The sequence below is a fragment of the Segatella baroniae DSM 16972 = JCM 13447 genome, from assembly GCF_000426585.1.
Classification (GTDB): domain Bacteria; phylum Bacteroidota; class Bacteroidia; order Bacteroidales; family Bacteroidaceae; genus Prevotella; species Prevotella baroniae.
The window spans coordinates 88,010-111,429 of sequence record NZ_AUFQ01000009.1 but is presented as its reverse complement, the minus strand read 5'-3'; the positions used below and the strand labels follow the sequence as shown (position 1 = coordinate 111,429).

Genomic DNA, 23,420 nt, shown 5'->3' with positions numbered 1-23,420 from the left:
GAAGCCGTTTCCACACGAAAGAAGGGGATTCTTATTGTAGCAGATGGACATCCAAGGACAACATGACATTGTCCAAAGACACCTCGTTCACGGCCTCCAGATTCAGTTTCAGATGGAGGAAATGACCTTTCTTGCTGGCTTCGGTCACTTTAAAGCGTGGATTTGAGAGATAGATGTCGAGGTTGGTTCCATGCCCGGAAGAGGGCTTCCATACCCTGACGATGGAACTTCCGTTGCCCTGTTTCACCTCTTGTGACGACAATTCTATGAGGTTTCCGCCGCGGCGAATGCTCTTTTGGGCTTTGTCTATCCAAGATTTTACGTCGTATTGACGTACTTGTGAAAGCTTGTCGCCGTCATTTGAATCTCTAAACTTCTGACCAAAGTAAGTGCCCAAGTCCGAACTATTGGCCAACACCAGGTCGTTCTTGAGGTCGGTGAGGGGCTTGAAGCCTTTCAAAGTTAGACTGAATCGCGCAACTTCCGTCTCCTTTTTATTGCTATCCATCAACTTCAGCGTAACATCAATGGAGTTGTCGCTGTCATTTTTCGCCTTGTGCTCCACCTGGGGAATGAACTTCTTCTCGTCGTATTGCAGCAAAGAAGCATAGAAAACGGGGAGGTTTTCATACACGCCGTGCATGTAGAGCGACTTTGCCGCTGCGGTGTTGACCGTCACTTGACGCTGATAATAGGAGTCTTTGTTGAACGACAATGACAATGACCTGTCGCTGCCACCGCTCGTATTGCCCAGAATATTGTTGTAAGAGATGGAGAATGAAATGGTTCCCTCTCCGCTGCTTGAGGGCTTGTACTCGATTTTCTTCACCTCAATCTTGTTCAAATCATCCTGCGTAAACGTATAGATACGCGCTTCGCTGGCGTCGGAAGCCGTGAAGTCAACAAACTGCGACAGGTATTTTGCCGTGAACTTCGCCGTGTTTTTCAGGCGGTAAAGTTCGTCGAAGTCAAATTCCTTCTGATAGTCCACGCCGCTTTTCCACGCCGCTTTCACATATCTGGCTATCCACTCGTCGGTGGGTTGCTGGGCAAAACCCGTGAATGCGACGGTCTTCTCGAACGCGTCGCCGGCTGCGCTGCCCGCTACCTTCACGACAAACGCCCCTGCCTTCTCGTCACGGCTCACTTCATTGACGCCGGTGACGTTGATTTCCCGGCCGCCGATGGTCTTCGCGCCGCTTGTGGACTTTGCCTTTTCCAACGCCTGTTGGACGGTCAGGCTCTTGTCCAGACCAAAATAGGTGATGATTTCCTCATCCTTCACCTCCTTGGATTGCGCTTGTGGCGGCGTGGGTTCCTCTTTTTTTGGGGGGGTGGTGGGCTTGTTCTCGTTATTTCCTGAATCGTCCTTGCCGCATGCCGATAGGATGGCACACAAAGCGACGGCTAACAATACTTTTCTCATGTGTCGATATACTTTTGTTTCATTAATAAATAAGGAGTGCTTTCCGTGCGCAGACGGACATCAAACGTTATCCTGTTTTTCATGCACTCTCCTTTTGTCGGCTGCAAAGTTAAGAAAAAAAATCCATTTAGCCTACTTCTTCTACCATATAGCTGCCTTTTTAATGGTATGCCGTTGTTCTTTCATCTTACGAAAGCAGCCCTTCCAATGGCATAAAGCAGTCCTTTTAGGGGCATGTCGTTGCCCTTTTATGGCCCGTCGCTCATCTTTCGACCGCTTTCCGATAAGCCATGAAACGACAAAAAGGCCGCTGTGTGCGCACACAAAAGGTTGACTTAAGTCAAGAATGCGGCGTTTTTTAAAGATAAAAGCACCAATTGTTTGCGGACACAGTTGAGATGTACTACCTTTGCAACATCAAAAGGTTAATAGATTGTTTAGGTTAGTAGTAATAGATTTAATAGATTTAGGTTTTTAGTTATTAGGTTTTAAGGTAATTTGATAGATTGTTTAACAGGAACAATGAGGACCGTGAGGTTATCATTCGTTTAAGAAAAAGGATTTTTAGTTAAACATAGGCTAAACGCCGGAGCTCGTGTTGGGTTCCGGCGTTTACATTTCTCGGCGAGGCGCGGCCCTTCGCCGTCCTCGAAGACGCCTTGTGGCGCGCCGTTGAAACTATCATCGCAAAACATAATACATTTGGCAAATTATATTTATCTTTGCAGGTGCCATCAACTGATTGTCAACAACCGATGAACGACACCCAGACCCCGCGACAACGTCACGCAACTATGGCGGCCATCCACGGCAAGGACACGAAGCCGGAGCGTGTCGTGCGCAAGTGGTTGTGGAGACATGGCTATCGCTATCGGCTCAATCATCCGCGACTCCCGGGAAAACCGGACATTGTGATGAGGAAATACAGGACTTGCATCTTTGTGAACGGATGTTTCTGGCACGGTCATGAAGGATGCAAATACTACACCATACCGAAGACCCATACGGAGTTTTGGACAAAAAAGATAAGCCGGAACAAGGAAAGAGACCATGAAGTGTGCCGCAAACTCGCCTCGATGGGCTGGCACAGCATTACCATTTGGGAATGTGAGTTGAAATCTTCACGAAAAGAACACACCTTGGAGTCGTTGGCGTTCACGCTCAACAGCATCTTCCTCCAAGACCACAGCATACAGAGATACGAGTTGCCGGAAGACGAAGCGATGATGGCAGCGGAAAGTTTGCCAGACAACGGTGGCGACGGGAAGGGATGGTGACGGATTCGTCGCGCCGTCAGGGTCGAGCGCATGGCCGAGATGATTGGGAAGGCCTGCGGCAGACACGGAATCGTCATTTCCGATTACAACTATCGGGCCGTCGCCTCGTTGTCGGACAGGCTGATGTTTCTGGACAAGGGCAGGAAGTGGCAAGTGGAGGACATGGAGGAACTACGAAATACGTATCATCTGTAGGGTGGAGGCAGGCCGTGTCCGCCCAGTGCACGCCGCCCCTTCAGCGTTCATAGTGGAGGATGACGTTGCCGTCGACGGCTTGTTGCGCCACGAGCCGGGCCGTGTCGGGCAGCCGGGGGGCCTTGACGCCGTCGCCGATGCAGGCGGGCGACGTCTCGACTTGAATCTCGTCCCACAGCCCACGTTCGATGAACTGCCGCAGAACGATGGAACCTCCTTCCACGAAGAGGCTTTGCCTGCGGGTCTCGTAGAGCGAACGAAGCACGTCGTCAATGCTCGATTGGCGGATGAAACCATCGGGAATGCCGTCCTGACGATGGCTCAGGACGATGCGCTCGGGTGCCGGTCCGGCCCATTCCCTGACGTTCAACTGCGGATGGTCGGTGTCGAGTGTGTTCCTGCCGATGAGGATGGCATCGTATTCGGTGCGCAGTTTGTGAACCAACATCTTGGTGAAAGGCGTGGATATGGGCAGCGGTTGTCCGTGGCGGGCGATGAAGCCGTCGGCCGTCTGCGCCCATTTCAGCATGATGTAGGGGCGTTGTCGGGTGTTGAAGGTGATGAAGCGGCGGTTGAGGGCGAGGCATTCCGCTTCGAGTATGCCCACGACGACTTCGATACCGGCGTCGCGCAGCCGCTGAATGCCGCGCCCTTGTACTTGGGCGAATGGGTCGACGCAGCCGCAGACACAGCGGCGAACGCCCTTGTGGACAATCAAGTCGGCGCAAGGGGGCGTCTTCCCGTAGTGCGAACAGGGTTCCAGGCTCACGTAGATGGTGGCTTCGCGGAGCAGACACTCGTCTTCGGGCCTGACATCGGCAAAGGCGTTGACCTCGGCATGGCCCTCGCCGCAGCGCACGTGATAGCCTTCGCCGATGATGCGGCCGTCCCGCGACACGATGACGGCCCCCACCATGGGGTTGGGTTTGGCGTTGCGCTGCCCGTTGCGGGCCAGCTGCAGACAGCGGTGCATGTATCTCTGATGGAGGAGCAGTTGCGCTTCGGCACCGCCGGCATAGATGTCGTTTTCCATAAAACAGGGATTTTGATGGGCTTGTGGATTGCAAATGTAGTCAAAATAAGTGAAACATGTGCGGATTGCAGAGGATTCTTTGCGCAGCGGAAGCACCGTTTTCGCACCGTGAAAGGGCGTCGAAAACTAAATAATCATTAAAAACTTGTTTTGTTCGGATATAATCTCTACCTTTGCAAAAGCATTAAAAGAAAGATGATAGGATACGGAATTCCGACAACTCAGGGCTGTCGGAATTCTTTATTTTATTGTCCCAAAGGAAAACATTCATTAATTTAAAGCAAAAGAAATTATGGCTTACATGTCACAAGAGGGCTACGAGAAGCTCGTGGCTCAACTCAGACAGCTCGAATCTGTGGAGCGCCCAAAGGCATCAGCCGCGATTGCTGAGGCTCGGGACAAGGGAGACTTAAGTGAAAACTCTGAATATGACGCGGCAAAGGAGGCGCAGGCTCATCTTGAAGACAAAATCAACAAGCTCAAGGTGGCCATCGCCGAGGCCAAGATTGTGGACATGTCGCGCCTCTCGACCGACGCCGTGCAGATCATGTCGACCGTGCAGATGACCAACATGGGCAACAAAGCCAGGATGACCTACACCATCGTGAGCGAGAGCGAGGCCAACCTGAAGGAAGGAAAGATAGCCATCACCACGCCGATCGCCCAGGGATTGCTGAACAAGAAGGTGGGCGACGTGGCTGAAATCAAGATACCGAGCGGCTCCATCAAGCTGCGCATCGACAAGATTACGATAGAATGATCGTTCCAAGTGAACATCTTTAATGGAGGAAAGCCAATATGAGTACGATTTTCAGTAAGATAGCTGCCGGTGAAATACCCAGCTACAAGTGTGCCGAGAGTGAGAAGTTCTACGCTTTTCTGGACATCAACCCCGTGACGAAGGGCCACACGCTGGTGATTCCCCGCAAGGAGGTGGACTACATCTTCGACATGGACGACGCCGACCTGGCCGAATTCGAGGTGTTTGCCAAGCGAGTGGCGCGTGCGTTGCGGCAAGTGGTGCCCTGTACGAAGGTGGCTCAGGTGGTGTTGGGCCTTGAAGTGCCCCACGCCCACATCCATCTGCTGCCGATGAACAGCGAGGCCGATGTCGATTTCAGGCGCCACGTGGAGGTCGGCAGCGAAGAACAGCAGGAGCTGGCCGCACGGATATTGGCGGCTTTCGAGGCAATCGGCTGACCCCGCGGCTTGGCGTTCCGCAAGTTGCGCCGCCTTTCCCTCGATTTATGTACTTGCGGATGTTCGGTTGCAGACGAAAAACAGACGCACGAGGCTGTTCCGAAAGAGCACTTGTCAAGATTCGCTCACGGAAAACGGCCTCGTCTTTTTGTCTTCGTGCGTGAGGTTCGGCCGAAAAAGGCGTCTGCAACATTGAACCCAAATTGCCCATTGGGATTTAAAATCCGAACCTTTATCCCAAATCGTTCAATGACCATTGTCCATTGATTGCTTTTGGGATAAAAGACCAAGGCCTTCGGCCTAGCTTCTTGTCGGCACGTGTCAGGCAGGGTAGCTCGCTTCGTTCGCAACACTGCCCTCTAAAAAGACCAACCGCCAAGGCGGTAGTTGGTGTTGTGCCCACAGCCATCTTACATTATGCGTCAAGGGTGATGAAGCCTACCATATAAATAAGACCAACCGCCATGCGGTTGCAGGCGCAGAACAGGCGGTAGCAGGCACAATGCACCATGATTGTGTCCCTATGAACCAATTGGGTATCAAGAAATTCCTGTCGCAGGCCGTGTAGGAAGTGAAGCCGGAGGCTTCATCGCTCAGTAACCCCTGGTCATCTCTGCAAAGCGGAGTGACCAGGGGATAAAAAATCAGGCGGAAATCGACCCTGGAAGGGTCGCCCAAAGACAGCCGTGATGATGGTGGTCGACCCCTCCAGGGTCGACAGACGGGTGGCGGACACACCTCCCCCGGTCATCCTTCGGCATGACCGGGGGTTACGGAGAGGTGAAGCCGCCGGCTTCAACACCCACAGGAAAGCCTTGGGTACCGTCATGTGAGCCTGCGCTCCCGCTATCAAGGGGCAGCCGCCCGCAACCACCGCTATTCTTTTGCCTGCTTAAAGCACCGCCGTTGCCTGCTTAAAGCACTGTTGTTGCACGCTGAAAGTACTGTCGTTGTCTGCTGAATGTACCGCCGTTGTCCGTTGAAAAGGCTGCTTTGACTTTCCAAAAGCAGCCCTATCAGCGGCTGAAAGCAGCCTTTTTGCATGGTCAAAGCACAGCTTTTGCGCGCTCAAAGGATAGCTTTTGAAAACCCGAAGGGCAGTCGTTGAAAAATGAAAGGGAAACGCTTCGGACTTGCCGGCTCGAAAGGAGCCGTGTCCGAAGCGTTTCATGTTACTTCTTTTCGTAGGGAATGACAAGTTTGAAGCCTTGTCCGCGCAGTACGGCGTCATGTTCCCGAACCTCTTCCACGAATAGTTTGTATTGACCTTCTTTCAGTCCGCTGTTAGAAAACTCATCGGGATAGGTCATGGAGAGCGTCACGTTTACATGGCTTCCGACTACGGGATTGACGATGGCGGGAGTAATCTTCAGCACTCTTTTGGCGGTGTAGGGGCGTGCGCCGCTGCAGAACCATACGCCTATGCCGGGTCTTCGCACGGCCATGATGGTGTTCATGTGGGTATAGATACTGCGCGAAGTGGTGCTGTAGACGCCTACGCGGTCGGCCGTTCCTTCGCAGCGGACGACAACCTTCAGAGTCTTCTCCTTCTTGTCCTGCGCGATGACGCGTATTTTTGCCTCTCCCTCGTAGTGAGCCTGTATTTCGAGAATGCCTGTTTTGGCGTTCCACTTGGCATTCATGATTTTATCCGGGTCTTCTATTTGCAGCTCTGCGAAGTCTCCGCCACCATTCAGACTGACGAACTTGCTTTCGTCGCGCGGGAAAAGACGTATCTCGGACTGGCTGATACTCAGTTCGGGCACAACGACGTTGATGTCGACGCGGCGCTTGAAGTCTCCCGAAATGATGGTGGCATAGGTTTGTCCCTCCAGTATTCCGCTGATACGCAGCGTGTCTTTACTGATGGCTACGCCGGCAATTTTCGAGTCGGCCACGTTGGCGGTATATTTTCCTGTGCCTCCCCGCAGGATGATCGTGCGGGTGGAAAGTTTGTTCAGAGCCACTTCCTTCAAGTCGTCGGCACCCACTTGGATATCTTTGGCTTCGGAATTGTCGTCGCTACAGGCCACAAACGCGGTGCCGCAACAGAGCAGCAATAGGTAAAAAAGTATTCTTTTCATCGTTAGTCTACATTCAATTTATATTCTATCTCCCATTTACGGTCGGGCGTTTCCTCGATTTCTATTTGCAAAAAGTGCATTCCTTTGTCCGGGAAAACGATGTTGCCGTCGGTGGGTGTGACGGGCTTACCGTCTATCCGGTAAGTGATTTTGGCGTTGGGGTCGGCCAAGTCGTGATAATACAGGCGCAGCGTTCTTGGGCAAGTTCCAACCTCGCGGATGGTGTAGAGGTAGGGAATGCGCCCTTCTTCATCGACGCCCATGTTCATCCGTTGCGTCTGTTGGGTAATCGGTTTGGAAGGTTTCGATGCGTCGGCACCCTTGACAGACTGCACGCTGAACGTGTAGGACGTGCCCGGCTGAAGATGTTCCGCAACGTATGAAGTCGCTTTTGTGACAGCCAGCTCTTTACCGTTCATAATGATTCGGTAGCCGGCATCCTTTTCGGTGATGGCATTCCACGATAATTCCATTTCGCGTTGCTGCGGTCTGACCACGACATTGGATGGCGCTTCGAGCGTTACCGTCGGTTTTCCCTCTTTGGTTTGTACGAACGAGATGTCGTCGATGAGGATGTAGCCGTCTGATTCCGCCGACTTGTAATCATATTCGAGGTAGAAACCAATGCCCGCTCTGTCAACTCCGGAGGGCGCTTTAAACGTGATGGTCTTCTGTTGCCATGTGTTGGAGAACCCCGAAGCCTTGTCGTTATCGCGTGTTTCTTTCCTTATCGTCTTGTAACCTTTATACCAGTCTACCGTTACAACGATGTTAGGGTTCTTGGCTTGCCCCTTATACCAATAGGTGAGCCGGTATTCTCCGTCCGCGTTGATCAGGATATGATTCGTGTTGAAGTCATTGTCGCGCGAATAGAATGAGCCGCCGTTGGGGTATAGCTTCAGGGCGAATACACCGCCGTGGGCATCTTTCACTCTCGAAAAGCCTAATGACGAGTTGATATACCAATAAAGCGGTTTCTGATAGGGGTCAAAGGCTTCGGGATTTTCTTCCTCCTCCTCGCCCTCTTCTTCATCGTCGTTCGACGGAGGAGCGGCGGGTTTGGCGTATTCCTCAAATCCACCGTTAGGCAACAGCTCTTGATTCAGTTGCGCTTTGCCCAGGAAGGGCAGCAGCAACAATAATATCGTGAAATAGATTCTATGTGTCATACTGTGTGATGTTTATTGATTGGAACGTTTAATGTCGTCGAGCGTCAGCCCATAGCGTTTGCCGATAGCTGCCGCCACGTTTCTGAGAGAGCCTGTGGCCGACTCCGGAGCGAGTAACCGTTGCTTATCCCAAAGTCCGTTGCCTGTGGTCAGCTGGTCGATGTACGACTTTACTTCGTCGTAGGACAGGTGTGGCTTGCCCGAAGCCTGCAAGGTGAATTGCAAACCATAGAGCGCGCCGCATCCTTGCGACAGAAACACCAGCGCGTTTTGTTGTTCTTCATCGAGATTGCTCAACGTGATGTCGCTCACCAGCAGGTTCATGGCTCTTGCGGCCGCCACTTTCGACAGTTCGGCTCTAATCAGTTGCAGTTGTGTTACAACCTCTTCATAACGAAACTCCGTAAGGGCCAGCCGTCCTCGTGCGAAAGCGTTGTAGATGTCGATACGACTTTTGCGCAAAACAGACAAGCCGCCGGCCTGAACGAACGGAAGCCAATACTGGTAATAGCCGTAAGCCAGATCCCAATGGTGCTCAAGTTCGGTGTAATTGCGGCCGGGTAGCAGTGCCGTACGCTCGTGTTCGCGGCGCAATCGGCTGTCGTTGTAGAGGCTGTCGTTGAGGTGTACGTTGAGAATCTTGTCTAAATAGATACCTCCCCACACGATGCCGTTGAACAGTTCGGCCACCACCAGTCCTTTCTCATCGGCGAAGGCAATGTTGACATCACCGATATTCAGGCCCACATAGCCGCCTTCTCCGGGCTTAGCCCTATGGTTGCGGTGGGTTCCGGGACTCGGTTTCGACAATCCGCTCAACACGCCCGTCGTCGTGAAGATATCCTCTACATCCTTCAGAACGCGTGTCCTGTCGGCCTTGTGCAAGGATGAGGCGGCCAGTTCTTCCCGTGGTTTCAGGCCGAACTCGCCGTTGTTGAAATAATCCTGCACCTTGGTCATGTTGGCCGGATACATGATCGAAGCGATTTTGAGATAGCTATTGTAGATATAGTCGAGCGGATCGCGCAGCAGACTGCATTCCAAATAGTCTACGCTGTTGCTGCCGTTGCGCTTGAACCGATAGCTGGGATCGGGAATCTGCGGCTCTATGTAGGCAGACTCCACGGTCTCTCCTTCCCACTGGCTGCATGAAGTGAGGCCCGTGGGAAGCAAGATCAGTGCTATATAAATTAAAGTTTTCGTTCTCATTTTATATCTGTTAAGGGAGAATAATATAAGCGCAGAAGGGTGCTTTGATCTTGTCAAGCCCTTCCTCGTTCTGAAATTCATTCGCGCTCAGGGGCTTCACGATGGTGAATCCGTCTTCGGAAACGGCCGAGATGGTGGCCTTTACCGATGAGTTCTGCGGTCCTACACCATTGACACAAAGGTACATGGGGTAGCCCGACTTGGCCGTGAAGGTGAGCGTATAATCCTTTGCGTTGTTGAGAAAGGCGTGAGCCGTTTCGTCGTTCTTGTTGCTGGTAATCGTGCGCAGCTGCTTTTCAGTGTCGATATAGCGGATGACGTAGCGCGACTCTATATCCTTTGCCGGCACGAGGCTGCCCTCGATGTTCACTTCCTTGAACGAACAGGTGAGTGTTACCTTATAAGTTCTCACGTTCTCGGTAATCTCTACGCCCGGATAAACATAGTCTGAAACGGGCGCGTCGGGGTCTCCCAGCTGCACGACTTGGTCTTCATACGAGATTTTCGGCTTCTCGATACCGGGAAACGGGAATAGTTTTTCGTAGTCTTCGTCGATATAGTCCTCGCTGCTGCGGGAGCAACCCACGGCCAGCAGGGCCACGAAGAGAACGGCATATTTGCTTAGTTTCATATTCATTGTCTTTTATTTCTTTATTCTAAACGATTCGTTGTGTCCTGTGTGGTGTCATTCCACGGGCGCGTCGTAAATCTCTGCCTTCAGTCCCGTGGGCTCGCCTTTGGGATGCAGGTGTTTGCTGACGAGGCGGGTGTGGCGCAGCAGCGGGTCGTAGACCGACACCAGTTCGGCCACAAAGCGATTGCCTTCACGCAGGAAGTCGAAGAATATCATGTTGCTGTCGTAGCGCAGGCCGGCTCTAAAGGTGATTCCGTGTTCCGTTCCGCTGTAACCCGAACCCAAACCGGTCATTTCCTTCGCGGGGTAATCGGGTATAGGATTCTTTTTTTGCGTAAAAAGGAAGAGATAATATCGCTTCTCCTTGATTTCTTTTAGTAAGGCCTGATTGGTTTCCACATTGCGTTTGACGTAGATGTCGCTGCGGAAATAGGTGCGTCCTCCACGGTGAATGAGCAGTTGCGGATTGATCATCTGTTCAAAGAAATCCCGGTTTTCGTAGGCTTTCCGTACGGTAGCGGTAGTTTCTTCGGCACTTTTCAGTTTAGTGAACACGATGTATTCGCGGGCCGGTTGCAGATAGGCGGCGGTGCGAAACACCAGATCTCCGTCTTCATTTTTGCCCATATAGAGGAAGTCTGAAGCACCGGCAAAGCGGTCGTTTACGAGCCTGTGCAGATAATTATAGGTGATAAAACTCAACTGTGTGTAGCTGTTGCGGCTGACAAGGTACTCGCTTTTCTGCGCTTCCGTCGTCGTTTGGTCGGTAAAGTCGGCCCGCATCTCCACGGTATTATCGGCATTGAACTTCATGGTGAAGCAGTCGCCGCCGTAGCCGTAGCGTCCTCTGAATCCGTTTTGGGATATGAGTTCCGACGGATTGGAGAACAACAGTGAGTCGGTTTGGGGGAAATAGAGGACGCGCCAGCCGTGAGAAGCACTTACGAGTTCGTTTTTCAGGGCAGCAATACTTTCGCTGCTGCGCTGTGAAGGAGACTTGTCGAACGCGTCGTCGTCGGACGAGCAGGCCGTCAATAGTGCGACGGCGAGCACGAAGCCGTATCGGAATAGATTTCTATAGTTCATTTTCAATGCTGTTTTACGTAAGAATAGATTCTGCGAACACTGACCACCTGCATCTGTTTGAGGTTGATGTGCCAGCTTTTCTGTACATATTCGTCGACGAAAGTTTGCTTTTCCGTAAACTCCTTATAGGCTTGTTCTGCTTCCTTGGCATAACGTTGATTTACCTCGGGGTCGATGTCCGTGTCGGGTGTTTGGGCCGTAACAGAGGCATCGTACAGCTCTTTGGGCGTGGCAGTAAGCGTTGCGCTGATGATTTCGGCAAAGTCGTCTTCGGCCGAAAGGAACGAGAGCATCGTGTAAAAGCCTCGTTTGTTGGCGTAGGCATCCAGTCCGAACTTCTCTTTTCCTGTGCGGGCGTAGCCCAACGGTGCGGCAATCTGCTCGGTGGAACCCGTGTAGCGGTGGCCGCTGATGGTGAGAAACTTGTCGCGGTCGTAGGGAATGAGTTCCATAAGACGCTTGGCCAGCTGGTGATGGACGCTGCGCATGAGCACGAACAGTTTGTCGGCGTCGCTCGGTTTGAAGTCGTTCACATTGTAGAGACACATTTCTGCCGCCGTCAGTCGGGGATTGTAGAGACGCTCTACGCCGTTTTCATCGGGGTTGCCGCCACCATAGAGATAGAGTTTAATGGGCAGGCGACCGAGCAGAAAGTCATTGCCTCCGACTTCTTTCAGCCGATAGGTTTCCAGTCCCAGCTCTTTAACGGCTTCGAGTACGGCACGTACGTTCTCTAATTTGGGCGGATAGATGAACGTGCCTGTCGAACCGGCGTTCTTTTCCCAGCGATAGATTACTTCGATACCGTAGGGTTTTGTGATGTTGTCGAGTATCCACTTATCCAGCTCAGTGGTCTCTATCTGCTTTTTGCCATCGTCGATCACGCTCCTGTCGCTTAGCTTTTCTTCGCTGCATCCCATGAGGATGAGGGGCATGAGGAAGGCAAGGTATATCTTTTTCAGTTTCATTTGATTACTTCATTTTGTCTGTTTGAGGATTCATGAGAATTTATCTGATGGGCTCGTTTCGCTCCCGTGGGTTGGCAGCAAGGCCTCTCTGTATGGCCTCGGCCGGTATCTGGAGCACCTTGCGGGGATCTTCTTTCTCCAGCGGGAAGTAATAGGAGCTCTTCGACGAGCGCTTAACACCCAGATGGAAACGTCGGATGTCGAACCATCGGAGACCTTCCTGATAGAATTCTTTCTGTCGGAAATCAAGGAATAGCTTCACTAAGGCCAGTTGTTTCAGCGTCAGTCCGTAAAAAGGTGTGTAGATATTGTAGTTCGCGCTGTTTGTAGAGGTGTACACAAATCTTTCCACCGAGGGGATGAAACCGAACTTTCCTTGCATGTATTGTAGGAAATCATCGATAGCTCGGTTGTAGTTTCTCAACATGGCATGTGCTTCCATTCGGTTCAGGAGCACCTCGTCTACCGTGAAAAGTACGTTTGTCACGTAGAGACCGCGGGGTTTGGAGCCCGTACTCTCCGCGTTGGAAAGCTCGTCGAACTTGGCCAGATAGCGGCCTGTAGTGACGGGAGCGGCTGAAGATGTGAAGATATAGGTGCCGATGAAGTTCATTTTTTCATAGTTGCGTCCGCCCTCTATGCCTTTTTGAGCAAAGATTTTGTCTACCGTTCCGAATGTGGAACCGTACTTTTCGATGGGCGTTGTGCGAGCCAGACGCGACTCTGTGGTCGTCAGAAGCAGGTTGGCGGGTTCGGTCGCGGTGGCATATCGGCGATAAAGACTCTTATGATTAAACTCCAACTCGTCAGCGTATCGTTTCCACGAACGGAGCTGTGTCTTCGGATCACCGCCTAAAACGTAGTCCGCATAGGCTATGACCGATTTCCAATCGCCTTTCATCAGATAGAAGCGAGAGGCGAAAGCATAGGCCGCTTTCTTGTTGAAATGGAACTTGGGATGTTTGTAATACGTGTCCGAAACTAAGGAAATACCTAACTTCAAGTCCTTTTCAATCTTATCGTAGACTTCCTGTACCGTGCCCCGCTGGTAGTCAACCAAGGCATGTTTCTCAGGTTTTGTGATGTAGGGGATACCCGGATCGGTCGCTTTTCCGCCGTAAGGTTCCGACCAAATATTGACCAACATGAAATGCAGGTAGGCCCTTAGCAGGAACGCCTCTCCGTACAAGGCTTTCACCCGTTCGTTCTTGGGATAACGACTTAGCAGTTCCAACGCCTTGTTGGCCTGCGCGATGCCTTTGTAACAGGCGTTCCAGTAGTTCAACGGCGTGTCAAGATCTTCCTGATCGTAGTCTTCCCAAAAGAACATGGCTTCGTTTAGCCGTGAGTGTATGCCGTTGACACGTTCCTCAACGTTGTCAGTGCGAGGTTCCAGAAACGGGATATAGCTTGCCTCGGGATAGGCTCCTGTAAGCAGTTCGGCTATCTTTTCCTCGGAATCGATATCGACATCCAGTTCCGAATCAGGGCTCTTGTCAAGGTAATCGTTACAGCCGACGAATAGAAAAGCGGCGACCGCAAACAATAATAAGGATATATTTACTTTCATATTTATTCTTGTTAGAAACCAATGTTCAACGTTACTGTATACTGTTTTGGGGTAGGCAGCGACACTCCTCCTGACTTATAATACTCCGGATCTTGCCCTTTGAGCTTCTTGTCCGAATAAATCAGGAAAGGATTGGTGACGTTCAGACGCAGATTCATGGAGTGTATTCTTACTTTCTTCAGGAAGTTGTCGGGCACGTCGTAGCCTAACGAGATGTTCTTCATGCGTACAAAACTTCCGTCCGCTACCATCTGTTGCGAGTAGTTGTAGGTGTTGTAGGCACGTTCGATGTTCTCTTTGCCTACTTTTTCTATCAGTTCCTGCGAAGGAAGCACCGGTACGTCGGTCTTGTATTCATCGCCCGGATTGAGCCAACGGTTGTAATAGGATTTGGAGAAGACGTTCAGGTCGCCGAACTCCGGATCGAACGTGGGGTTCAATCGTATCTTATTGCCCGCCTGCATGGTCAGGAAGAACGAGAGTTCCCAGCCCTTGTATTTCAGAGTATTCGACAAACCACCGATGACGCGCGGTTCGATGGGGCCATGATACAGCAGATATGATTTGGCATATTGTGTATCGAGGAAGTCGGCGCCGGCTATGTTTGACAGTTCACCTTGGCTGCCCGGATAGCGTCCGAAGTTAAACGTGGGCAGGCCGTTGTTATTTAATCCTTGGAAATTGAATGAGAAGAGCGAGCCTCGCGGATAGCCTACGATATTGCCACGTCCTCTTCCCGCCACCATGTCAAAGGCGTTGGGCGTGTTCAGCAGACGTGTAATCTCCTGATCCATGGCACTCAGCGTGAGACTTGTCGTCCAGTTAAAACGATCCGTTACGATGTTTTTAGTGTGCACACCCAGCTCGATGCCGCGTGTCCGCATGTCGCCGAAGTTGGCATATTTATAGTATTGACCGCCCACACCCGAGGTGCGCACGAGGTCTATCAAGTCGAACGTGTTACGTTGGTATACGTCAAGCGTCGTACTGATGCGATTGTTGAACAATCCCAGTTCCAAACCGATGTTCAGCTCATACATCTTTTCCCACGTCAGGTCTCTGTTTTCCAAGTGCAGGATATCGAGTTTGTTCTCACGGTCGTTGAAGTAATGACGGTTCACAATGCCACTTTTATAAATAGAGTTGGCATTGATGGCCTCTTCATTCATCTTGGCCGTGAGGCCGTAACTGGCACGCAGGGCCAGTCGGGAGACGGTTGGATAGTTCTTCATGAAGGCCTCTCGGTCGATATTCCACTTAGCTCCCACGTTCCATGTAGGCAGCCACAACGCGCGTGCTCCTTTGCCCGAAGTGTTGGAGCCTTCGCAGTTGAATACCGCGTTGAATACGTATCTGCCCGCATAGCCATAGGTTCCGTTCACCGAGAAGGTGACGCCTCGGTCGTTGCGCTTATGGTAATTGAAGTAATTGGTGCCTTCGTTCGCGAGCTTTTCGAATATCAGGGGATTGGTATATACCTGATTTCCCCGATCATATTGAATGCCATAGCCTTGGAAAGGATTGACCGTGCGCTCGGCCGAACGTACTTCCGTGAAAGCGAAAGCCTTCAAATCGTGTTGTCCCATGCGCTTGTCGAAATCGAAAGCGATGCGAGCCAAGAGACTTTTCAATGATGCTTCGGTCTTGTTCAAGAGGCCTCCATGCGTCAGTCCCACTTTGGGTTGAAGCAGCGGATTATCCTTGTCGTGTACAAGATAGATATTCTGTTGGGCGACAAAAGGATTCTCGTTGGCGCGGAAAGCCTGCACGACATTGGAGCCTTCTCTCACTTCGTGGGTCGTACTCGTGTAGGCCTGACGTGTGGAGAGTAAGGCTTTGAGCGCGATGTCTTCATTCAGTCTGTACGTAGCTTCACCTTGTATCTTGAAATCCAGCACATCGATGTTCATCTTGTTGTTGGCATATTCGTTGAAGATATTGAATGGCGCCCAGTTGTTACGGTAGTATTCAAGGCTTCCGTCTTCGTTATAGGGGCGCAGGGTACGGCTTGTACCGAGCGCGTAGGAGAAAGGATTGATGTCGAAATCACGTTCGAATACGCCTAAGGTGTTGTTTTTGCGCTGCGGCATGGTGCCCGGTGCTTTCTGCGAACGGATGTTCCCTTGTGCCGAAAGTGTTGTGGTGAACTTGTCATTTATATAAAAGGTGTTCTTTACATTGGCCGTGAGTCGGCTTACTTTATCGGCAATGGTCCAACCGCCGTCGTGATAAAAGCCGATTGAAGCGTAAGTGGCCGTATGCTTGCCACCACCCGATAGCGTGATCATGTGGTTGGTGATGGGCTTCATCGTGAAAAGAAGATTGAACCAATTGGTGTTGGCGTATTCGCGCTTGCGTAAGAAATCGGCTCTTGCCTCCGGCGTATTGGGCAGGTAGTAGGTGCCCGTGGCGGGATTGATTGTGCTTACACCTTTATATAATTGGTAATAGATTCCGCTGCGTCTTCCATACAGTGAGTTGCCGATACCGAAGTAACCTTTGTCGTTCATCTCCTGATAGAGCGACATGGTTTCCTGAGAATTGAGCAAGTCAAAGTCGCCGTAGCGCGGTTTCAGACGCACGGTGTTCTCGGTAGAGTAGGTTACGCGCAGAGGAGATTCGCGTCGGCCTGACTTCGTGGTGATAACAATGACGCCGTTCAAGGCCCGCGCGCCGTATACAGAAGTGGCCGAAGCGTCTTTCAACACCTGTATGTCCTGAATGTCGGCAGGGTTGAGGCCCGACACGGCCGAACTGATAAGGGTTACCGCGTCGCCCGATGCCAGTTGGTCAAGACTGAGGTGTACGAGGTCTTCATATACGGCTCCGTCAATTACCCACAGCGGTTGTACGTTGCCGATGATAGAAGCTCCGCCTCGGATATTGATGCGGGGAGCCGAGCCGAACGTGCCTGATACGTTCTGAATCGACAGTCCCGGTACGCGTCCTTCGAGCATTCGCGATACGTCGGCAATACCTTCGAGCTTGATGTCGTCCATCTTGACCGACGTAGCCGCACCAGTATACACCCTGTTGCGGATGTTCTGATAACCTGTCACCACGACTTCGTCTACTTGTCGGCTGTCGTCTTTCAGTACGATGTTCAAAGGGCGGTTGCCTATTTTCACCCGCTGGGTGAGCATGCCGATGTAACTTGCCTGCAAGGTTTGGCCTGCCGTGGCCTTGATGGTGAAATGTCCGTCCACGTCGGTCACGGCTTTCACCTTGGTTTCCACCACCTGCACGTATGCGCCGATGAGCGCTTCGCCCTGTTCGTTGCGTATCGTTCCAGTTACGGTTCCGGCAGTTTGTGCCGCCACCGTGAGCGTCATGAACAGCAACAGGAGGGCGGATAGCGTCTTCTTGATATTTATCTGTCTGTACATTCTTTATCTATAATGAGGATTTTACTTATTTTTCAAGTGCGTGTTGCCATCTTTAGAGGTGCAGCTGCACACCTCCGTAAATGCCGAAGGGGTGACCGGCCCTCAGTCCTGCGGGATGACGAGACACCAAATACTTTTTGTTGGCCAGGTTGATGGCGTTCACCGTCAGCGTGATATGCCTGTTGACGTGCGCCTTCAGCGAAGCGTCCAGAATGAGATGGGCCGGTATCTTCTCGCGCTCGGCTATCTTTCCTTGTCCCGGCAGCGTGCGCATGTCGCCGTTGTAGCGTGCTCCGAAGTTGGCTTCCACCCACTTGTGCTCTATGCCGAGCTGCGCGTTGAAGGCGTGCTTGTAGATGTATGGAATCTCGTCGCCGTAGAAAACGTGGCCCCAGGCCGCGCTTTCAAAGTCGTTCTTCATCTTCGTATGGGTGTAGGTGTACGAGAGTTGAACGGGCAGTTGCACGCCCAGCCTTTTGGGAAGGGGCAGCCAGTGGAGCATCAGTTCCATACCGTTGACGGCAGCCTTGCCCACATTGAACTGCTCAAGTGTGCCTTGTCCTCCCTGTGCGGCCAAATCGCTTCCCAGCATATTGGCGTAGTCGTTGTTGAAAACGATGGCTTCGCATTTCAGCGTCTGTGTCGTCAGACGCAGTCCGGCCTCCACGTTGACGCTGCTTTCGGCCTTCTGGTTGAGCGAGGCGCTGGGCGGTGCGAAGCCCTTGTGCAGTCCGCCGAAGGCCGAGAGCACGGGCAGCACCTTCACGTTGAAGCCCACTCCGGGCAGCAACGCCCGTGCGTGGTTGGGCGTTTCGATGCGAACCATGCCCGTCCGGCGCGGGTCGGCCTTGGTGTAGTCGCGCTTCAGCAGGTCAACGTCTTCATAGCGCATGCCCGCCGTGAGCGTCAGGATTCCCTTCGACCACTTTCCGAGCCAGTAACCCGACCACGCGTGGGCCGTCGTGACGCGGTTGGCGTTGCTTCCGGGCAGCCCCGCGAGAAACAGGTGCATGCGTCCGTCCTGCATCGAATAGCCGTCGTCCTGCTGAAAGCGGTCCTCGCTGTCGGCGTGGTAGCGCAGCCCCAGTTCGGCCGTCAGGTAGCCGCCGCCCACCATGGCACGGTATTCGGCCTTCGACTGCACGCCCCGCGAGCGGTAGACGCGGTGGTTGGCGCGCAGCATGAGGGCCTCGCCCACGTAGTCACGCTTGCCCGTCACGATGTCGAAATAGGCCTGGTTGGTCTCCGGGTCGGCCAGCACGGCTTCGATGGAGCGGCGTTCGGCCTTGGTGAAACCGGCCCTCACCTCGTTCAACTTGTACCAGTTGCGGAAGAAATAGTTGTAGTAGAGGTTCGTGGTCACCTTCAGTCTGTCGGTCTTGAGCAGATAGGTGCCCACCCATTGGGTGTGGCGGGTCGTGAGATTGTCCTTCTGCGCGCCCGCGTAGCGGAAGTAGGGGCGTGCGGCGAAGTCGCTTTCCGACAGTCCCAGATAGGTTTCGTCGGACTTCTCGTCGGCATATCCGAACTTCAACTCGAAGACGTGGTTCATCCCCTCTTCTCGGTTGGTCTGTGCTGATAGCTTGGCAATCAGGTCGTTGCGTTTGAATCCCGTGCGCTCGTTAGGCTCGTCCTTGCGAAAACCATCCGACTGATAGCGCAGATACTCCACGAGGAAGCCCAGGTGTTTGAAGCTGTTGCCCACGCTGGCATACGACTTGAAGGTGTTGTAGCTGCCGTAGGAGGTGTTCAGCTTAGCACTGAACTTCGAAGGGATGGGCGTCGACACCATGTTGATGGCACCTCCGGTGGTGAACGGGCCGTATTGCACCTGGCTACTGCCCTTCAACACCTCGATGGCATACATGCGCGCGGCGTTCGGGAAGTAGTAGGCTGCCGGGGCGGCATAGGGCGCCGGGGCAGCCGGCACGCCGTCCTCCATCAGCGATATGCGTTCGCTGCGCTCGGCTTTGGTGCCGCGCAAGCTGATGTTGGGCCGCAGTCCGAAGCCATCCTCTTCGTAGACGTTCACGCCCGGGACGCTCTTGAGCATGCGGTTGATGTCGGTGTAGCCGAACTTCCCTATCTCTTCGGGCGAGATGTAGTAAGCCGATCCTGTACGGTTGCGGGCCTCGAACTTGCTGCCCAGCATTTGGTTGGAGCGCACGACGACCTCCGTTATCCTGTGAACCGAGTCGGTCATGGCGCTTGTTGTTTTGCTTTGCGTGCCTGGCTGCGTCTGGGCATACGTCCCTAATGGTGTCAGTGACAGAAGCAGAGGCATCATTTTTAGATTATAATGCATATAAATTAAGTTTCAAACTTATGTCGCTTCTTTCATCATCGGGGCTTTTCGGTCGTCTCGATTGTCATAAACCAAAAGCGTTTATCATAAAGCGAATAAGTCGTTCCATAAAATTCGCCTGCAAAGGTCGTGGTTTTGGCGTGGCCACGCAATAACCATTTTTAGGTATTTTTACACATTTTATCGTCTGAAAGAGGCCTTTTCTCGCCTCGAACGGCCGCTTTTCGCTCCTTCGTCGGGCTTCGGGCATGCCGCAACGGGCGCGCAGGGTGACGGCGAAAGGGCGACACCCGTTTTTCATCGCTGTGCTTTCACGTTGCAAAAGCTGCCCTTTCATCGGCCGAAAGCAGTCCTTTCACACGCTGAAAAGGCAGCTTTTGCAATGCGGAAGCAGTGCTTTTGAAAAACATCCGCCGAACGCTACCCCGTCGAAACCGCGCCGTCGTTTCGTTTCGCCCATGCGACGCCCCTGCGCCATGGGCTTCCGCAAGCACTGAAAACAATCTTTGCATTTTTTTCAAGACATATTTGGTCAATTCCAAGGAATCTTTTACTTTTGTAAAAGTATGGATGGCAGCCCGTCAAAGATGACGAGCGACTTCGACTTCTTGACGCGGAGGCAACCTTGCCTAATGCCAACGAACAACGAAAAATGACGAAAGACCGTTGTCTTCATTGCCCGTTCAGGTACGGAAGGCAAACGTAATTAACTTAATGACAACCTTTTCTTATGAGTGCAAACAAACGGTTTTGGCAAACTGCGGTGATGCTGGCGCCCATGTTATGGGCCGCGAGTGTCTTACCGACAGGACATGCTCAGAATGCAGTAACCGTATCGGGAACCGGCCAACAAAAGATGAAGAGCGACCGGCGAACGGTGAGGGGACAAGTGAAAAACGAACAAGGTGAGCCTTTGATTGGTGTGACGGTCTATGACGGAAGCGGCAAGGCAAGCGGAGTGACTAACTTGGACGGAATGTATGAGATAAGCATTCCCAACACGCGTGTCACGATCCGCTTTTCTTATGTCGGTATGGAAACGGCCGATGTAACGGTCGAATCGGGAACGGCCGACGTGACACGCAATTTGTCGATGCGGTCGAACACAACGATTAAGGACGTGGTCGTAACAGGTATCTTCCGGAAAAACAAGAATGCCTTTACGGGGGCGGTTTCTACCATCACCAATAAGGAGCTGAAGGAGTTTGGTAACAAAAACCTGCTCACTTCTATTGCCAACATCGACCCTTCGTTCAATATGTTGGTGAACAATCAGTTCGGTTCTGATCCTAACCACCTGCCCGACGTGCAGATCCGAGGCACCGCCAACCTGCCCACTATCACCAACTTGCAGGACAATACGCGCACCGACCTCAATACGCCGCTGATCATTATGGACGGCTTTGAGATTAGTCTTACCCGTATGATGGACCTGAACGAGGATGAGGTTGAATCGATTACGTTGCTGAAAGACGGTTCGGCCACCGCTATCTACGGTTCGCGCGGAGCCAATGGCGTGATAGTCATTCAGCGCAAGAGTCCCAAGGCTGGTCATCTGCGGTTTACATACACCGGAAGTCTTAACATCGAAGCTCCCGATCTGACCGACTATCATCTGCTCAACGCGGCCGATAAGTTGGAACTGGAACGTCGTTCGGGCTATTACGATAGTACCGATCCTACGCGCGACTTCAGATTGAAGCGTAGATATTCCAAACTGTTGCGTGAGGTGGCACGTGGCGTTGATACCGACTGGCTGTCGAAACCATTGCGCACGGGCGTGGGACAGCGCCATAATATTCGATTAGAAGGTGGCGATGAGAGTTTCCGCTATGCGGCTTCTCTACAATATAATAAGGTGGCGGGTGTCATGAAAGGCTCGGGACGCAATAGTTTCAATGGCGGCATCACTCTGTCTTATCGTCATTCGGGGTTGCTTTTTACCAACGACCTCAATATCGGACACACGCATTCGGACAATTCGCCATACGGTTCGTTCTCTGATTACACCAAGCTCAATCCCTATTGGAAGCCATACGATGATAACGGAAACCTGATAAAGATGTTCGATACAAACGTAGACTTCTACGGCAGTTCGAGCAATCTCCCGTCTAATCCGCTCTACAACGCGCTGCTTAATCAGAAGGATAGTCAGCAATATACCGACATCACGGACAACTTCTCTATTGAGTGGCGACCGTTTGATGGCTTTATTACCCGTGGACGAGTGGGCTTTACATGGACAAATCGTGAGAGCGATTATTTCAGACCGGCCAAACATACGATGTTTGAAGCCGACGAATACCAGACCGATGAGGGCAGTTTGCGCAAAGGTCGCTACCAGTATGGCACGGGAAAGGTTACCAATTACGAGATCGCGCTTACCGCGAGCTACTCCAAACTCTTAGCGGAGAAGCATCTGGTGTATGCCGCTGCCAACTGGAATGTTACGTCGAACTTCTCGCGTAACTATAATTTCGTCGTGGAAGGATTTACCGATGAGAAGCTCGATTTCCCATCAAACGCCCTGCAATATCAGAAAGGTGGTAAGCCTTCGGGCGGTGAAGCGCGCACCAGAGCCGTGGGATTGGTGATGAACGCCAACTACTCTTACGACAACCGCTACTATACGGACGTGGCCTATCGTGTCGATGGCTCTTCGCAGTTCGGTAAGAACCGCCGCTTTGCGCCATTCTATTCGGCGGGTATCGGTTGGAACGTGCATAATGAGACGTTTATGAAGGATGTGCATTTCATCAATCGTCTGAAACTACGGGCCTCTTACGGTCAGACCGGTTCGCAGAAGTTTAGTGCCTATCAGGCTGTGGCCACCTATAACTATTATCTCAACGACCGCTATAACCGATGGACGGGCGCCTATCAGAAGGCTTTGGAGAACCCCGAACTCGAATGGCAGAAGACCAATAAGTGGAATGCGGGCATGGAATTGAACCTCTTCGGCAATCGTCTGAACTTCGTTGCGGATGTTTATCTCGACCGAACTTCCAACCTGTTGTCATCTCTCAATCTGCCTTTGTCTAACGGATTCACGTCGTATATTGAGAATATCGGTAAGGTAGAGAATAAAGGTTTTGAAATCAAAGCTACCGCTTTCTTGCTGCGCGATGAGCAAAAGCGCCTCTCTTGGTCGCTTACCGGTTCTATCGCTCATAACGAAGACAAGGTTGTGAAACTGTCGCAGGCTATGAAAGACGAGTATGCCAAGCGATTGCTCACGGGCGGCATTGCCCCCAACAGCGTGATACGTGAGGGCGAATCGCAGTATACCATCTATGCCGTTCCCTCATTGGGAATCGATCCGAGTACCGGTTACGAGCTTTATCGGAAGAAAAACGGCGAGATAACTTATGCCTGGGACGCGGCCGATCGCGTTGCCTGCGGCGTGAACCAGCCTAAATATCGTGGCGTATTGAGCAGTATGGTGCGTTGGAAGGACTTTACAGCCAACGTCTCCTTCGGCTATCGCTTCGGTGGACAGATCTATAATTCGACGCTGGTTTCGCGCATTGAGAATGCCGATAAGCATTACAATGTGGACGAAAGGGTGTTTAAGGATCGCTGGCAGAAGCCTGACGATCACACTTTCTTCAAAGGATTGACCAACCAGACGCCCACCTACGCCACCTCGCGCTTTGTGCAGAACGAGCGTACGCTGAGCTGCCAGAACATTCATCTTAGTTACCTGTTCAGTAACAATCCATGGCTCAGGCGGTATTTTGGTGTTCAGGCCCTCACGTTGAGCGGCGACCTGAGCGACCTTTTCTATCTTTCCAGTGTGAAACAGGAACGCGGACTTTCTTATCCTTATTCACGTCGGTTCTCGTTCACTTTATCAGTTAATTTCTAACGATTAAACT

General features: G+C 52.1%; 18 protein-coding genes. 5 read left to right on the top strand and 13 right to left on the bottom strand.

The features are described from left to right. Positions 1–31 precede the first annotated feature (31 nt). A complete protein-coding gene (locus K334_RS0108205) occupies positions 32–1,426 on the bottom strand; it encodes a hypothetical protein (protein ID WP_025881216.1) in 1,395 nt (464 codons plus the stop codon). A 755-nt stretch (positions 1,427–2,181) separates the two neighbouring features. Between K334_RS0108205 and K334_RS0108200 the strand changes: the two genes are divergently transcribed. Together K334_RS0108200 and K334_RS14810 are read left to right on the top strand one after the other, a co-directional pair. Then, positions 2,182–2,703: a very short patch repair endonuclease gene (locus tag K334_RS0108200; protein WP_025881218.1), complete on the top strand. Its 522-nt coding sequence runs from the start codon at positions 2,182–2,184 to the stop codon at positions 2,701–2,703. A 30-nt stretch (positions 2,704–2,733) separates the two neighbouring features. Next, the gene (locus K334_RS14810; protein ID WP_154655576.1) at positions 2,734–2,898 is read left to right on the top strand and encodes a hypothetical protein; all 165 of its coding nucleotides are present in this window, start codon (positions 2,734–2,736) and stop codon (positions 2,896–2,898) included. Between the two features lie 40 nt (positions 2,899–2,938). Here K334_RS14810 and ribD read toward each other — a convergent pair whose 3' ends face one another. Further along, entirely contained in the window at positions 2,939–3,931 is a 993-nt protein-coding gene (gene ribD, locus K334_RS0108190; protein WP_025881219.1) for a bifunctional diaminohydroxyphosphoribosylaminopyrimidine deaminase/5-amino-6-(5-phosphoribosylamino)uracil reductase RibD, read from the bottom strand. Between the two features lie 292 nt (positions 3,932–4,223). Here ribD and greA point away from each other — a divergent pair, with 292 nt between their 5' ends. After that, positions 4,224–4,691: a transcription elongation factor GreA gene (gene greA, locus K334_RS0108185; RefSeq protein WP_021590085.1), complete on the top strand. Its 468-nt coding sequence runs from the start codon at positions 4,224–4,226 to the stop codon at positions 4,689–4,691. A 38-nt stretch (positions 4,692–4,729) separates the two neighbouring features. Beyond that, on the top strand, positions 4,730–5,131 hold the full coding sequence (locus K334_RS0108180; protein WP_021589988.1) for an HIT family protein: 402 nt from the start codon (positions 4,730–4,732) through the stop codon (positions 5,129–5,131). Positions 5,132–6,023: 892 nt separating this feature from the next. Here the strand turns inward: K334_RS0108180 and K334_RS13755 are convergent. The 11 genes from K334_RS13755 to K334_RS15170 form a co-directional block, all read right to left on the bottom strand. Beyond that, positions 6,024–6,302 carry a hypothetical protein gene (locus tag K334_RS13755; RefSeq protein WP_025881221.1) on the bottom strand — a complete coding sequence of 93 codons (279 nt, stop codon included), beginning with the start codon at positions 6,300–6,302 and terminating at the stop codon, positions 6,024–6,026. A 1-nt stretch (position 6,303) separates the two neighbouring features. Continuing rightward, complete coding sequence (locus K334_RS0108170) at positions 6,304–7,215, bottom strand: hypothetical protein (RefSeq protein WP_025881223.1); 912 nt, start codon at positions 7,213–7,215, stop codon at positions 6,304–6,306. A 2-nt stretch (positions 7,216–7,217) separates the two neighbouring features. Continuing rightward, positions 7,218–8,384: a fibronectin type III domain-containing protein gene (locus K334_RS0108165; protein ID WP_025881225.1), complete on the bottom strand. Its 1,167-nt coding sequence runs from the start codon at positions 8,382–8,384 to the stop codon at positions 7,218–7,220. Positions 8,385–8,396: 12 nt separating this feature from the next. Continuing rightward, positions 8,397–9,593, bottom strand: coding sequence for a DUF4856 domain-containing protein (locus tag K334_RS0108160; RefSeq protein ID WP_025881227.1), 1,197 nt, complete (start codon positions 9,591–9,593; stop codon positions 8,397–8,399). Between the two features lie 10 nt (positions 9,594–9,603). Then, positions 9,604–10,230 (bottom strand): hypothetical protein, encoded by a 627-nt coding sequence (locus tag K334_RS0108155; RefSeq protein WP_021590150.1) that lies wholly within the window; start codon positions 10,228–10,230, stop codon positions 9,604–9,606. Positions 10,231–10,278: 48 nt separating this feature from the next. After that, on the bottom strand, positions 10,279–11,313 hold the full coding sequence (locus tag K334_RS0108150; protein ID WP_025881228.1) for a DUF4302 domain-containing protein: 1,035 nt from the start codon (positions 11,311–11,313) through the stop codon (positions 10,279–10,281). A gap of 2 nt (positions 11,314–11,315) precedes the next feature. After that, positions 11,316–12,281: a putative zinc-binding metallopeptidase gene (locus K334_RS0108145; RefSeq protein WP_025881229.1), complete on the bottom strand. Its 966-nt coding sequence runs from the start codon at positions 12,279–12,281 to the stop codon at positions 11,316–11,318. A gap of 40 nt (positions 12,282–12,321) precedes the next feature. Next, entirely contained in the window at positions 12,322–13,851 is a 1,530-nt protein-coding gene (locus K334_RS0108140; RefSeq protein ID WP_025881230.1) for a RagB/SusD family nutrient uptake outer membrane protein, read from the bottom strand. Between the two features lie 11 nt (positions 13,852–13,862). Beyond that, on the bottom strand, positions 13,863–17,237 hold the full coding sequence (locus tag K334_RS0108135; RefSeq protein WP_025881232.1) for a SusC/RagA family TonB-linked outer membrane protein: 3,375 nt from the start codon (positions 17,235–17,237) through the stop codon (positions 13,863–13,865). 52 nt (positions 17,238–17,289) lie between these two features. Further along, a complete protein-coding gene (locus K334_RS0108130) occupies positions 17,290–19,542 on the bottom strand; it encodes a TonB-dependent receptor family protein (protein ID WP_027444808.1) in 2,253 nt (750 codons plus the stop codon). A gap of 64 nt (positions 19,543–19,606) precedes the next feature. Next, a complete protein-coding gene (locus K334_RS15170; RefSeq protein ID WP_027444807.1) occupies positions 19,607–19,879 on the bottom strand; it encodes a hypothetical protein in 273 nt (90 codons plus the stop codon). Positions 19,880–20,398: 519 nt separating this feature from the next. On the opposite strand from K334_RS15170, the gene K334_RS13750 reads away from it, so the two are divergent. Beyond that, entirely contained in the window at positions 20,399–23,410 is a 3,012-nt protein-coding gene (locus K334_RS13750) for a SusC/RagA family TonB-linked outer membrane protein (protein WP_248623511.1), read from the top strand. Positions 23,411–23,420 lie beyond the last annotated feature (10 nt).